The 13,865-nt window shown below is 61.3% G+C and carries 8 protein-coding genes; 3 read left to right on the plus strand and 5 right to left on the minus strand.

The features are described 5' to 3' along the window. Window positions 1–104: 104 nt before the first annotated feature. The 4 genes from P3C18_RS05770 to gcvH all read right to left on the minus strand — a co-directional run bounded on the left by P3C18_RS05770 (window position 105) and on the right by gcvH (window position 6,316). Window positions 105–1,481 (minus strand): L-serine ammonia-lyase, encoded by a 1,377-nt coding sequence (locus P3C18_RS05770; protein ID WP_275960897.1) that lies wholly within the window; start codon window positions 1,479–1,481, stop codon window positions 105–107. Window positions 1,482–1,579: 98 nt separating this feature from the next. Beyond that, the gene (glyA, locus tag P3C18_RS05775) at window positions 1,580–2,833 is read right to left on the minus strand and encodes a serine hydroxymethyltransferase (protein WP_275960898.1); all 1,254 of its coding nucleotides are present in this window, start codon (window positions 2,831–2,833) and stop codon (window positions 1,580–1,582) included. A gap of 237 nt (window positions 2,834–3,070) precedes the next feature. Further along, a complete protein-coding gene (gene gcvP, locus P3C18_RS05780) occupies window positions 3,071–5,923 on the minus strand; it encodes an aminomethyl-transferring glycine dehydrogenase (RefSeq protein ID WP_275960899.1) in 2,853 nt (950 codons plus the stop codon). Between the two features lie 9 nt (window positions 5,924–5,932). Then, window positions 5,933–6,316, minus strand: coding sequence for a glycine cleavage system protein GcvH (gcvH, locus tag P3C18_RS05785; protein WP_090248917.1), 384 nt, complete (start codon window positions 6,314–6,316; stop codon window positions 5,933–5,935). Window positions 6,317–6,888: 572 nt separating this feature from the next. Between gcvH and P3C18_RS05790 the strand changes: the two genes are divergently transcribed. The 3 genes from P3C18_RS05790 (at window position 6,889) to P3C18_RS05800 (ending at window position 12,865) form a co-directional block, all read left to right on the plus strand. After that, complete coding sequence (locus tag P3C18_RS05790; protein ID WP_275960900.1) at window positions 6,889–8,769, plus strand: DUF1302 domain-containing protein; 1,881 nt, start codon at window positions 6,889–6,891, stop codon at window positions 8,767–8,769. A 33-nt stretch (window positions 8,770–8,802) separates the two neighbouring features. Continuing rightward, window positions 8,803–10,167 (plus strand): DUF1329 domain-containing protein, encoded by a 1,365-nt coding sequence (locus P3C18_RS05795; RefSeq protein WP_275961594.1) that lies wholly within the window; start codon window positions 8,803–8,805, stop codon window positions 10,165–10,167. A 157-nt stretch (window positions 10,168–10,324) separates the two neighbouring features. Beyond that, window positions 10,325–12,865: a LuxR C-terminal-related transcriptional regulator gene (locus P3C18_RS05800; protein ID WP_275960901.1), complete on the plus strand. Its 2,541-nt coding sequence runs from the start codon at window positions 10,325–10,327 to the stop codon at window positions 12,863–12,865. A gap of 176 nt (window positions 12,866–13,041) precedes the next feature. On the opposite strand, the gene P3C18_RS05805 is transcribed toward P3C18_RS05800, so the two are convergent. Continuing rightward, window positions 13,042–13,845, minus strand: a complete 804-nt coding sequence (locus tag P3C18_RS05805) for a transglutaminase family protein (protein WP_275960903.1) — start codon at window positions 13,843–13,845, stop codon at window positions 13,042–13,044. Between the last annotated feature and the right edge of the window lie 20 nt (window positions 13,846–13,865).

Below are 13,865 nucleotides of genomic sequence, written 5' to 3' on the forward strand. Positions count from 1 at the left end.
TATCGTAGGAGCGGAGGCGACGCCTAGTTCCATGCCCGCGATGCTTTTCGGCAGCGATTTTCGCGGGCATGGCCCGCTCCTACAGGGTTGTATGGTTGTTGGCTTTAGCACTCGACAATATTCACGGCCAGGCCGCCGCGGGCGGTTTCCTTGTATTTGTTGTTCATATCGGCACCGGTCTGGCGCATGGTGCGGATCACTTTATCCAGCGAAACGAAATGCTGACCGTCGCCGCGCAGGGCCATGCGTGCGGCGTTGATCGCCTTCACCGAGCCCATGGCGTTGCGTTCGATACAGGGCACCTGCACCAGGCCGCCGATGGGGTCGCAGGTCAGGCCGAGGTTGTGTTCCATGCCGATTTCGGCGGCGTTTTCCACCTGGTTGACGCTGCCGCCGAGCACTTCGCACAGGGCGCCAGCAGCCATCGAACAGGCCACGCCGACCTCGCCCTGGCAGCCGACTTCGGCGCCGGAGATCGAGGCGTTTTCTTTATAGAGGATGCCGATGGCCGCGGCGGTGAGCAGAAAGCGCACCACGCCGTCGTCGTTGGAACTGGGGATAAAGCGGCTGTAGTAATGCAGAACCGCCGGCACGATACCGGCCGCGCCATTGGTTGGTGCGGTGACCACGCGGCCGCCGCTAGCGTTTTCTTCATTCACCGCGAGGGCGTAGAGGTTGACCCAGTCGAGCACGCTGAGGGCATCGCGCAGGCTGGCTTCCGGGTGTTTGCACAGCTGGCGGTGCAGCGCGGCCGCGCGGCGTTTGACCTTGAGCCCGCCGGGCATGATGCCCTCGTTGCGGCAGCCGGCTTCGACGCAATCCTGCATCACCTGCCAGATATGCAGCAGGCGCGCGCGGGTTTCGGCTTCCGGACGCCAAGCGGCCTCGTTGGCCAGCATCACCTGGCTGATCGACAGGTTGTGTTCGGCGCAATGGGCCAGCAATTGTTTGCCGGTGGTAAAGGGGTATTGCAGCACGGTGCGGTCTTCGACGATGCGGTCGGCGCCTGCGGCTTGTTCATCGACCACAAAACCGCCGCCGACTGAGTAATACTCGCGGGAGCGGATCTGCAAACCGGCGGCGTCGAAGGCGCGAAAGATCATGCCGTTGGGGTGAAAGGGCAGCGGCTTGCGGATCATCGCCAGGTGTTGTTTTTCGACAAAACGGATGGCCTTTTCGCCGAGCAGCTTGAGTTCACCGCTGCTGCGAATCGCTGCCAGGCGGGCGTCGACGGTATTGGTGTCGACGCTGTCCGGCTGTTCGCCTTCCAGACCCAGCAGCACGGCTTTGTCGCTGCCGTGGCCCTTGCCGGTGGCGCCGAGGGAGCCGTAAAGCTCGATCTTGAGGTTGTCGGTGGTGGCCAGTAAATCATCACGGCGCAGGCCTTCGGCAAAGCGCAGGGCGGCCAGCATTGGGCCGACGGTGTGCGAGCTGGACGGGCCGATGCCGATCTTGAAAAGGTCAAAAACGCTAAGTGACATGCTTGCTCCGACTGCGTGTTTTGCTGCCGCCCTTGTGAGGCGGCGTTGATGCGGCGCGCTGGATAATCGCGCCGCGAGTGGCAAAATTGCGTGCTGTCTTAGTTAGCGTAGACCGGGAAGTTGGCGCATAGGTCCGCAACCTGACCACGAACGCGCTCGACCACGGCAGTGTTTTCCAGGTCGTCGAGGATGTCGCAGATCCAGCCGGCCAGGGTGCGGCACTCGCCCTGCTTGAAACCGCGGGTGGTGACGGCTGGAGTGCCGATGCGGATGCCGGAGGTGACAAACGGCGACTGCGGGTCATTCGGCACGGCGTTCTTGTTTACCGTGATATGCGCTGCGCCCAGGGCTGCGTCTGCGGCCTTGCCGGTGAGGCCTTGCTTGATCAGGCTGACCAGCATCAGGTGGTTGTCGGTGCCGCCGGAGACCACGTCATAGCCACGGGCAACAAACACTTCGGCCATGGCCTGGGCGTTGTTGATCACCTGCTGCTGATAGGTCTTGAAACCCGGTTCCAACGCTTCCTTAAAGCACACCGCCTTGGCTGCGATCACATGCATCAGCGGGCCGCCCTGGCTGCCGGGGAACACGGCCGAGTTGAGCTTCTTCTCGATCTCTTCATTGGCCTTGGCCAGGATCAAGCCACCGCGCGGGCCGCGCAGGGTTTTATGGGTGGTGGTGGTCACCACATCGGCAAAGGGCAGCGGGTTGGGATACAGGCCGGCCGCTACCAGGCCAGCCACGTGGGCCATATCCACAAACAGCAGCGCACCGACTTTGTCGGCGATGGCGCGGAAGCGGGCGAAATCCAGGGTGCGCGAATAGGCGCTGAAACCGGCGACGATCATCTTCGGTTTGTGTTCGACGGCCAGTCGCTCGACTTCGGCGTAATCAATCAGGCCTTGTTCGTCGATGCCGTACTGCACCGCGTTGTACAGCTTGCCGGAGGACGACACCTTGGCGCCGTGGGTCAGGTGACCGCCATGGGCCAGGCTCATACCGAGGATGGTATCGCCGGCATTCAGCAGCGCCAGGTACACCGCGCTGTTGGCGGAGGAACCGGAGTGCGGCTGCACGTTGGCATAATCGGCGCCGAACAACTGCTTGGCGCGTTCGATGGCCAGGGCCTCGACCTTGTCGACATGCTCGCAACCGCCGTAGTAGCGCTTGCCTGGATAGCCTTCGGCGTACTTGTTGGTTAGGCCGCTGCCCTGGGCCTGCATCACGCGCTGGCTGCAGTAGTTTTCCGAGGCAATCAGCTCGATATGGTCTTCCTGGCGCTGCTCTTCGGCGTTGATCGCGGCGAGCAGGGCGTCGTCGTAGCCTTGCAGTTGGTCGTGCTTGCTAAACATGGTGAGGCCCTCTGGTTTTTATATGAGGTGCAGCTAACCCGCCTCGGGTAGAGGTGAGTCGAAATTCTTGGGTAAACAAAACCGTAGGATGGGTGGGGCCGCCTAGGTTGAGCGCAGCGATACCCATCATCAGCACCGCGCGGCCCCTGATGGGTTACGCGGTGCGCGGAGCGAGGTGTCAGCAATGCGAGAGGCGTCCCGCACCGCTAACCCATCCTACGGGTGTAGGTTGCAGCCTTAAGCGTCCTGGTACGCCTCGATGGACGGGCAGGCGCAGATCAGGTTGCGGTCGCCGAACACGTTGTCCACACGGCCGACCGGCGGCCAGTACTTGGCCTCGATCAGGCTGGCCACTGGATACACGGCCTGCTCGCGGCTGTAGCCGTGAGTCCACTCGCCGGTCAGTTCCAGCGCGGTGTGCGGGGCATTTTTCAGCGGGTTGTCGTTGGCATCCAGCTGACCGGCTTCAACCGCACGAATCTCGTTACGGATGGCGATCATGGCGTCGCAGAAGCGGTCCAGCTCTTCTTTGGACTCGCTCTCGGTCGGCTCGATCATCAGGGTGCCGGCGACCGGGAAGGACATGGTCGGGGCGTGGAAGCCGAAGTCGATCAGGCGCTTGGCCACGTCGTCGACGCTGATGCCGCTGCTGTCCTTGATCGGGCGGATATCCAGGATGCACTCATGCGCCACCAGGCCGTTGCTGCCCGAATACAGCACGGGGTAGTGCTCTTCCAGGCGGCGGGCGATGTAGTTGGCATTCAGAATGGCCATCTGCGAGGCACGCTTGAGGCCTTCGCCGCCCATCATGCTGATATACATCCAGGTGATCGGCAGGATGCTGGCGCTGCCGAATGGCGCGGCGCTGACTGCACCTTCCTTGCGGGCCATATGACCGTGGCCGGGCAGGAACGGAATCAGGTGCTCTTTCACGCCAATCGGGCCTACGCCTGGGCCGCCACCGCCGTGCGGGATGCAGAAAGTCTTGTGCAGGTTCAGGTGGGACACGTCGCCGCCGAACTTGCCCGGAGCGCACAGGCCGACCATGGCGTTCATATTGGCGCCGTCGATATACACCTGGCCGCCGTTGTCATGAATGATCGCGCAGATTTCGCGGATGCCTTCCTCGAACACGCCGTGGGTCGAGGGGTAGGTGATCATCAGCGCCGCCAGACGGTCCTTGTGCTCTTCGGCCTTGGCCTTGAGGTCGGCGATATCGACGTTGCCGCTGCTGTCGCAGGCGGTCACCACCACGCGCATACCAGCCATGCTGGCGGTCGCCGGGTTGGTGCCGTGGGCCGATTGCGGGATCAGGCAGATATCGCGCTGATCGTCGCCACGGCTCAGGTGGTAAGCGCGGATGGCCAACAGACCGGCGTACTCACCTTGCGAGCCAGCATTCGGCTGCAGGGAGATGCCGTCGTAACCGGTGGCCGCGCAGAGCATGGCTTCCAGCTCGGTGGTCAGCTGGGTGTAACCCTGGCTCTGTTCGGCCGGGGCGAAGGGGTGCAGGTTGCCGAATTCGGCCCAGGTCACCGGGATCATTTCGCTGGCGGCGTTGAGCTTCATGGTGCAGGAGCCCAGCGGGATCATGCTGCGGTCCAGCGCCAGGTCCTTGTCGGCCAGCTTGCGCAGGTAGCGCATCAGCTCGGTTTCCGAGTGGTAGCAGTTAAATACCGGGTGGCTGAGGATTTCCGATTCGCGCAGCAGGCCTTTTGGCAGTTGGGCGATTACGCCGGCCGCCAGCTCGGCGAAGGCTGGCACCGCCTTGCCCTCGGCAAACACTGCCAGCAGCGCTTCGACGGCGGCCTGGTCGGTGGTTTCGTCGAGGGTCAGGCCCAGGCGCTCAGTGTCGATTTCACGCAGGTTGATGCTGGCAGCGCGTGCAGCGGCGTGCAGCGCCGCAGTCTTGCCACCGGTGGCCAGGCTCAGGGTGTCGAAGAAGAATTCTTGTTCAACCGTGTAGCCCAGGGCGCGTAGGCCCTTGGCCAGAATCGCGGTGAATTGGTGCACGCGCTGGGCGATCTGCGTCAGGCCTTTCGGGCCGTGGTACACGGCGTACATGCTGGCGATGTTGGCCAGCAGCACCTGGGCGGTACAGATGTTACTGGTGGCCTTCTCGCGGCGGATATGTTGCTCGCGGGTCTGCATGGCCAGGCGCAGGGCCGGCTTGCCGAAACGGTCGATCGACATGCCGACCAGGCGGCCCGGCATATCGCGTTTGAATGCGTCGCGGGTGGCAAAGTAGGCGGCGTGTGGGCCACCGAAGCCCAGCGGCACACCGAAGCGCTGCGCGCTGCCCAGGGCCACGTCGGCACCGAACTCGCCCGGCGCGGTGAGCAGGGTCAGGGCCAGCAGGTCGGCGGCGACGGCAACCAGGGCACCGGCGGCGTGGAAGCGCTCAACCAGCTCGCGGTAGTCGAAGATGTCGCCATTGCTCGCCGGGTACTGCAGCAGTGCGCCGAAATAGGCGCTGGCGTCGGTAATCGCGGCTTCGTCGCCGATCACCACCTCGATGCCCAGCGGCTCGGCACGGGTGCGCAGCACGTCGAGGGTCTGCGGGTGGCAATGCTGCGAGGCGAAGAAGGCGTTGCTGGCCTTGTTCTTCGACAGGCGCTTGCAGAAGGTCATGGCTTCGGCAGCGGCGGTGGCTTCATCCAGCAGGGAGGCGTTGGCGATCTGCATACCGGTGAGGTCGCTGATCAGGGTCTGGAAGTTCAGCAAGGACTCCAGACGGCCCTGGGAAATTTCCGGCTGATACGGGGTGTACGCGGTGTACCAGGCCGGGTTTTCCAGCAGGTTGCGTAGGATCGGGCTCGGCGTGTGGGTGCCGTGATAACCCTGACCGATATAGGTCTTGAACTGCTGGTTCTTGCCGGCGATGGTCTTGATCTTGGCCAGGGCGTCGGCTTCCGACAGACCCGGCTGAGCACCCAGCACGCTGGTGCCCTTGATGCTCTCGGGAATCACGTTGTCGGTCAGTGCGTCGATGCTGGCGTAGCCGAGCAGTTCGAGCATGGCCGCAGTATCGGCGTCACGCGGGCCGATATGGCGGGCGACAAATTCGTTCTGGGTGGTCAGCTTGGTCATTGCAATCTCTCAGGCGTCAGCATTGGCGTTGAGTAGGCGCTCGTAGGCGGCCTGGTCGAGCAGGTCGGCTACCGCGCTGGCATTGGCCGGACGGAAACGGAAGAACCAACCCTTGCCCAGGGGATCTTCGTTGACTAGCTCAGGGCTGGATTCTAGCTCGCCATTGACCTCGACCACCTCACCGTCCAGCGGCATGGCGATATTGCTCGCGGCTTTTACCGATTCCAGCACGGCCACTTCGTCACCCTCGGCGTAGCTCTGGGCTTCCGGCAGCTGAACGAATACCACGTCACCCAGGGCTTCCTGGGCATAGGCGGTGATGCCCACGGTAACCAGACCATCGGCATCCTGACGCAGCCATTCGTGCTCAACGGTAAAACGCAATTCGCTCATGTGAACTCCTCAAGGGTGGTGACTCGCCCTTTCTGCTGGGGGCGATGTGCTGGACGCGCGTGCCGGGCACGAGCGGAAGGTGGAAAGACCATAGCAAGGTAGGTGCCATTGTTATTTTTATCAATAAAAACAATAACTTAAGCTGTTTTTATGTATTCGTCTTTGCTGCTTATGTAGCGATTTCGATACGCACGTGATCGATTCATCCATAAGGCACAGCGCAAAGGCTCTGGCGTCGCGGGCTGAACGCTTTGTGTCGCTTTCATTACGGTGTATTTAAATCGATACGATGTCTTGGCGGAGCCAGTGATCAGGCCCGGCGCAGCTGCCGTAGCGCTGCCTACGTTGCAACGCCTGCAGCGGCCAATTGCCATGCTGAGCCGCCGTGGCCATTCACCCACCCTATAAAGCGCCATTGAAACGGTCCATGGGCCGGCGGGAGAGCGGCTTTCCAGAGGCGTATTCACTCTTTCGGCTGACGGGGCAAATACCTCTTTCGGGCGCTTATCCGCTGGCGGGGGGCTGGGTAGCGTGTGGGCCTCAACACGAAACCCGCTTTCCAGGAGAGCCGCATGAGAACAACAACAAGACATGCCATCTTCCAGCCCAGCGTTTTGGCGATTGCCATTGCTGTTGGCTGTGTCGCGCCTGTCCAGGCTATTACATTCAATATTGGCGAAATCGAAGGCCAGTTCGATTCGTCCTTGTCGGTCGGCGCTAGCTGGTCAACGCGTAGTGCCGATCCAGAGCTAATCGGCACGATCAATGGGGGCACTGCACAGGCTTCGACCGGTGATGACAACCGCTTGAACTTCAAGAAAGGTGAAACGTTTTCGAAGATCTTCAAGGGCATTCATGATCTGGAATTGAAGTACGGCGACACCGGCGTATTCGTGCGTGGCAAGTACTGGTATGACTTTGAGCTAAAAGATGAAAGCCGTCTGTTCAAGGACATCGACGACCACAATCGCAAGGAAGCAGCGCAGTCTTCCGGGGCACAGATTCTCGATGCCTTTATCTACCACAATTACAATATTGCCGATCTACCAGGCAGCGTGCGGGTCGGTAAGCAGGTGGTCAGCTGGGGCGAAAGCACCTTTATCGGCAACAGTATTAACTCGATCAACCCAGTGGATGCGGCGGCGTTCCGCCGTCCTGGGGCGGAGATCAAGGAAGGCCTAATCCCCGTCAATATGTTCTATGTCTCGCAAAGCTTGACCGACAATCTGTCCATGGAGGCTTTCTACCAGCTTGAGTGGGATCAGACCATTGCCGATAACTGCGGCACCTTTTTCTCTAGCTCCGATGTAGTGGCGGACGGCTGCGACAACAATCTGACCGTTCCGGGCAGCACTACTCCGCAGGGGGTTGCAGGCATTCGTGCCTTGCAACCTTTTGCCGCAGCGACGGGGGTGGGCTTCGATATAGAAAATGAAGGTGTGGTAGTTCCCCGTGGTGGCGACCGCGATGCCCGTGACAGCGGTCAGTTTGGCTTGGCACTGCGCTGGTTGGGCGATAACACTGAGTACGGCGCGTACTTTATGAACTACCACAGCCGTACACCTTTCTTTAATACCCAGACTGCTGATGCAGCGACCTTTGGTCAGTTCGCTGGGGCGCCGGCAGCGGCTGATCCAACGACTACCCTGGGGGCACTCTGCGCTGCATTTGGTGGGTTCCCTGCGTGCTTTGGCAACGCCACCTTTAACGCTTCGGTTCCTTCCTTGGCGCAAGTCACTGCGCTGGGTAATGGTCAATATTTCCTGAGCTACCCCGAAGACATTCGCCTCTATGGTCTGAGCTTCTCCACCGTGTTACCCACCGGTACATCATGGGCGGGTGAGGCGAGCTATCGGCCTAATGCTCCAATTCAGATCAACAGCACGGCGCTTAACACCGCACTGGTCAATCCGCTCACTGGCGGTACGGCTGCCCCTACGATCGAAACTACGCCTGGCGCGGAAAACGTCGGTTATCGGCGCAAGGAAATCACTCAGGTGCAAACCACCTTTACTCATTTCTTTGATCAGGTGCTGGGTGCTAGTCGCTTGACCGTTGTGGGTGAGATCGGTGCCGCCCACGTTGGCGGGCTGGAAAGAACGGCTGATTTGCATTACGGCCGCGACTCCATCTATGGCGCTTACAGCGATGCCAACGATGATGGCTTTGTCACATCCACCTCTTGGGGATACCGCGTGCGCGGCATATTGGAGTACTCAAACGTGTTCGCCGGGGTGAACCTGCGTCCGAGCGTGTCCTGGTCTCATGATGTCGATGGTTACGGCCCTAATGGTCTTTTCAATGAAGGTTCCAAGGCTGTCAGCCTGGGCTTGGATGCCGATTACAAGAACACTTACAACGCGAGCCTCAGTTACACCGACTTCTTCGGTGGTGATTACAACACGTCAATTGACCGTGACTTTGTAGCCCTGAGCTTTGGTGTGAACTTCTGATCAATGCAGCGCAAAAAGGATCCGTACATGATGATAAATACAAGAATCCTGCAAACCGGAGTGCTGGTGCTGACCTTGCTGGCCAGCAGCGTGATGGCGGCAGTCAGTGAACAGGAAGCTGCCCAACTGGGCAGCACCCTGACCCCGCTTGGGGCCGAAATGGCCGGTAATGCGGATGGCAGCATCCCTGCTTGGACCGGCGGCCTGGCGACCAATGCCGGTGCGGTAGATGGCAAGGGTTTCCTGGCTGACCCGTTTGCCAGTGAACAGCCCCTATTCACTATTACCGCCGCCAATGCTGCGCAGTATCAGGACAAACTCTCCCCAGGGCAGTTGGCCATGCTACAACGCTACTCCAGCTATAAAATCCCGGTGTATCCAACTCACCGAACTGCTGCAGTGCCGGATGCCATTTATGCTGCAGCCAAGCAGAGCGCGCTGAAAACCACCGCGATTGACGGGGGGAACGGCTTGCAGAACTTCGCGGATAGCCGTTACTACGCTTTCCCGATCCCGAAAAGTGGTGTTGAGGTTATTTGGAACCATATCACTCGCTACCGTGGCGGTAACGTACAGCGTTTAATTGCCCAGGCAACTCCGCAAACCAACGGTTCATTCAGCATTGTTAAGTTCGCTGACGAAGTGGCTGTGCCGTCGGAAATGCCTGATATCGATCCGGCCAAGGCGGCCAACGTGCTGCTGTACTTTAAGCAGCGGGTCACTGCGCCGTCGCGTCTGGCCGGTAACGTACTGCTGGTCCACGAGACTATCGACCAGGTCAAGGAGCCGCGCCTGGCGTGGATTTACAACGCGGGTCAGCGCCGCGTGCGCCGTGCTCCGCAGGTAGCCTATGACGGGCCGGGTACCGCTGCCGATGGTATGCGCACTGCGGATAACTTCGACCTGTTCTCCGGCGCACCAGACCGTTACGACTGGAAGCTGGTGGGCAAGAAGGAGATGTACATCCCCTACAACAGCTACAAGCTGGATTCGCCATCGCTCAAATACGATGACGTGCTCCAAGCAGGCCACATTAATCAGGATCTGACCCGTTATGAGTTGCACCGGGTTTGGGAAGTTGAGGCGACCTTGAAGTCGGATGAGCGCCACATCTACGCCAAGCGTCATATGTACTTCGACGAAGACACCTGGCAGTTGGCGCTGGTTGATCACTACGACGGTCGTGGTCAGTTGTGGCGTGTTGCCGAAGGGCATGCGCAGAACTACTACAACCACAAAACTCCGGGTTACACCCTCGAAGCGCTTTATGACCTAGTGGCGGGCCGTTACTTGGCACTGGGCATGAAAAACGAAGAAAAAAACGCTTACAGCTTCAACTTCAAGGCCAGTGCAGCGGATTTCACTCCAGCTGCTCTGCGTAACAGCGGCGTACGTTAAGCGCGTCGCTGAAGAAGAGTTACTCCGTGATTGGGCGGCCTTCGGGCCGCCTTTTTTATCGCCCGGCATCACCTGTGGTGATAGAGCTGTGAACCATAGGTGTTGAGGTTTAGCCTGCAATGATCCGGTTCCTGCAAGAACAATAAATCGAGCCGTCATGAACGCATTAGCGCCTTTCCCGCAAAGCGCCGCAGCGTCGTCCTGTGGCAGCGTACAGCGCCCGCCGCCTGGGCATATCTCCCGGCTATCCCTGCAACAGCGACTGCTTGCGCACGACTGTCGCCTGCGTTTGCTGGTTGGCCCGGCCGGCTTTGGCAAAACCGTGTTGTTGGCCGATTGCGCCCGCGAATGCCCGGCCAATTACCGCCTGCTCTGGCTGAACTGCGCTGCTGAAGGCCTGCATGCCGAGCAGCTGGCTCAGCAACTAGGCAAGCTGCTCGACTACCCCACAGACCTCAGCAGTGGCGAGCTGCTGGCGACCCTGGCGCAGGAGTCGCGACCGCTGTGGATCATGCTTAATGACTACCCGGCGCAGCCGAATCACGCCCTCGATGGCTTTCTCAATCAACTGCTGATGGTCACCCCGCCGGGCATCTGCTGGTGGCTGGGCAGCCGGCGGCGGCCAGTCTGCAATCTTTCGCGCCTGCTGCTGGAAGGCGAGCTGCTTGAACTGGGCGCCAGCGAACTGGCCTTTAGCGAAGCAGAAGTGTTGGCCTGGCTGCAGCAGTTGGACCCCGCCCGCAGCGCCTGGGCGCCCGATCTGCATGAGCTGACCCAGGGCTGGCCAGCGGCTTTGCGCTTGCGTCTTTTGGCGGCGCAGGCCGAGCCGGCTGCCTTGAGTGCGCCGCAGGATGGTGAGCATGATCAGCTGCTCGCCGAGTATGTCGAACGCGAAGTGCTGCAAGGGCTGCCCGATGAGCTGTTGCAGATGCTCCAGCAATTGGCCCAGCTGCCACGCTTTAACCCGGCGCTGTGTGATCACCTGTTTGGTGTGGGCGAAGGTGCGCAGTGGTTACGCGCGTTGATCGAGCGCGGCGTGTTTATCCAGGAGTTGGACGCGGCCAAGGGCTGGTATGTGCTGTTTCCGCCGCTGGCCCGGCTGCTGCAGCGACAGTCGCAACACCTGCCGTGCAGCGCCCTGCATGTGCATGCCAGCCAGTGGTTTGCCGGCCATGGCGATATTCGTGCGGCAGTGGAGCACGCCTTGCTGGCCGGGCAACCGGACGTGGCCGGCAGTTTTCTTGAGCGTTTTACCGAGGAGCAGGTGCTGCAGGGGCAGGATTTGGCGCTGATTCTGCGCTGGCGCAGCGAGCTGCCGGACAGCCTGCTGTGCAGCACGCCGCGGCTGATTCTGCTCAATGCCTGGGTGTTGCTGTTGGTCGGCCGCCTGGATGAAGCACAGGCTTGTATTAACCAGCTGGCGCGCTTTCAGCCGCGCAGTGACGGTGCGCGGACTCGCGAGCTGTTCGCTCACTGGCAGGCCATCCAGGGCATCATCGCCTACGGCCGAGTCTGTGCAGTGGATGCCCGCAGCCACCTGCATGACGCCTTGCAGGGCTTGCCGCAAAGCGCGTGGGCGCAGGCGCTGCTGTGTCGTTCGGCGTTGACCCTGGTGGCCATTGGTGAAGGTCAGCTGGAGGTGGCGCAGAAGCTGAGTTTCGAAGCCTTGAAGCAGGCTCGCCTGCATGGCAATCCAGTGTTTGAAGCCTTGTTGGAGCTGGACCATGCCCTGCTGCTGGAGACGCGTGGCGAGTTTGCCCGCGCTGAAGCGCTGCTGCAGCGGGTGCTGACGGCAACCGCGCCGACTGCCTTGCGCAATACGCCGGTGCTGGCACGCCTTGAACTGCGCCTGGGGCGTTTGCAGCTGCGCCAGGGCCGTGCGGATGCGGCGGCTACGGTGCTGCAGCGCGGGCTTGAGCATGCACTTGCCTGTGGTGATCCGGGGGCGTTTCATGGCTACCTCGGTTTGGCCGAGTTGGCGATGGGGCAGGGCGATATGGCCACAGCCTTTGCTCATCTTGGACACGCCGAACGGCAGATGCAGCGCCAGCGCGTCAGCGAAACCCTGTACCGCGGCACTTTGCTGTTGGCCAGCAGTCACCTGTGGGTTGCTCAAGGCCACCATGCGCGGGCGCGCGTTGCCGCGACGCGGGTGTTGGGTTATGAGCAGCGGGTTAAAGCGGTGCTGCCGACGCCGAATTTCCCCGAGCTGATTCCGCGTTTTCAGGCGCTGTTGCTGCAACTGGATCGTGTGCAGGGTGAAGATGTGCGCGAGCCTCTGCGGCAGTTGCTGGAGCAAGTATCAGCCCAGGGCCGGCAGGCGTTGCTCAGCGACTTGTGGCTCAGCTATGCCGAAGCCTGCGCAGCCTGTGACGATAAAGTGGGTGCCGAGCAGGCCCGACAAACCGGCCAGGCGCTGCAGCGGCGCCTGGGTTATCTGCGCCCGTGGTTTCGCGTCGCCAGCCAGGTTGATAACGCGGCGAATGCTACGCCCGCCGCCAGCGCCAATGCCCTGAGCAGCCGAGAACTGGCGGTACTCGGCTTGATCGCCCAGGGGCTGTCCAATCAGGAAGTGGCCGAGCAGCTGTTTATTTCTCTGCATACGGTGAAAACCCATGCCCGCCGGATCAACGGCAAACTGGGCGTGGCGCGGCGCACTCAGGCGGTGGCCAAGGCCAAGGCGTTGGGATTTTTTTAGGCTATGTACCCGCTATGTGTTGAGGCGTTCCGAGCAGCTATAAGTTGCACGAGGCGCGGTAATACGTCGGGTGGGTTAGGCGCGAACCGGGATCAGACAAACACCATCGACTCTCAACGCGCCGTAACCCACCCTACAAAAGCGGCTCGCAACACATAATCGGCACATAGCCTTTTCTAATGCAGCGCCGGGCTGGCGCTGAGCAGGCGTAGGCGCTGGCTGAGTTGCAGGTGCTGCGCCGGGTCATCGCTGAGCAGTAGGGCGCATTGCAGGTCGAAGCGCTCGCCCTGCGGACAATCGAGCACTTGATAAATCTCCGCGCGGGCCAGGTGGTCATGCAGCGTCGGCGTGCCGAGCAACAGCACACGCTCGGCATCGCGCAGCGCGGCCAGCGGGTCATCGTCCAGTTGATGCAATTGCCGCAGGTTGCGTGACAGGCGCTGCAGCATGCTGCGCGCATCGCAGGGCTGCAGCTGGCTGGCGCTTAATTCGGCAGTCGGGCCCAGATGGCGCTGCAGCAGCTCGCGGCATTCGCGGGTATACAGGCGCCGGCCGCTGCACGGGTCGAGCAGATGATCGGCGCCCGGTACGCGCAGCAGGAAATGCCCCGGGAAATTCACCCCCTGCAGCGGAATCCCCAGGCGTCTGGCCAGTTCCAGGGCGAGCAGGGCCAGGGAAAGTGGCTGGCCGCGACGGCGCAGCAACAGCTGATTCAGCATGGCCGCCCTGGGTCGTAGTGGGCGTTCGTCGTCTTCATGGAAGTCCAGCTCGCTCAGCCGGCGCAGCAGCGGTTGCGCCAGTTCCTGCAGCGGCAGGTTAGGCAACCCTTGACTGACCTGCTGCTGCAGACTACTGAGCCGTTGCAGCACCTCGGCCGGTTGCAGCGTGGGCTGGTGCTCCACGGCAATCCACAGCGCCGCCTCGAACAGCGCAGGCGGGTTTTGCTCCAGGCAGGCAAGGCAGGCGGCGCGTGGGGTCATAACAATCTCCCGATGTCTCT

It is taken from the genome of Pseudomonas sp. 1928-m (genome assembly GCF_029269135.1).
Taxonomy (GTDB): domain Bacteria; phylum Pseudomonadota; class Gammaproteobacteria; order Pseudomonadales; family Pseudomonadaceae; genus Aquipseudomonas.

Bases quoted from the DNA above. Each gene is read 5' to 3' on its own strand.
- P3C18_RS05770 (WP_275960897.1), bottom strand. From the start codon at position 1,481: ATGTCACTTAGCGTTTTTGACCTTTTCAAGATCGGCATCGGCCCGTCC.
- glyA (WP_275960898.1), bottom strand. From the start codon at position 2,833: ATGTTTAGCAAGCACGACCAACTGCAAGGCTACGACGACGCCCTGCTC.
- gcvP (WP_275960899.1), bottom strand. From the start codon at position 5,923: ATGACCAAGCTGACCACCCAGAACGAATTTGTCGCCCGCCATATCGGC.
- gcvH (WP_090248917.1), bottom strand. From the start codon at position 6,316: ATGAGCGAATTGCGTTTTACCGTTGAGCACGAATGGCTGCGTCAGGAT.
- P3C18_RS05790 (WP_275960900.1), top strand. From the start codon at position 6,889: ATGAGAACAACAACAAGACATGCCATCTTCCAGCCCAGCGTTTTGGCG.
- P3C18_RS05800 (WP_275960901.1), top strand. From the start codon at position 10,325: ATGAACGCATTAGCGCCTTTCCCGCAAAGCGCCGCAGCGTCGTCCTGT.
- P3C18_RS05805 (WP_275960903.1), bottom strand. From the start codon at position 13,845: ATGACCCCACGCGCCGCCTGCCTTGCCTGCCTGGAGCAAAACCCGCCT.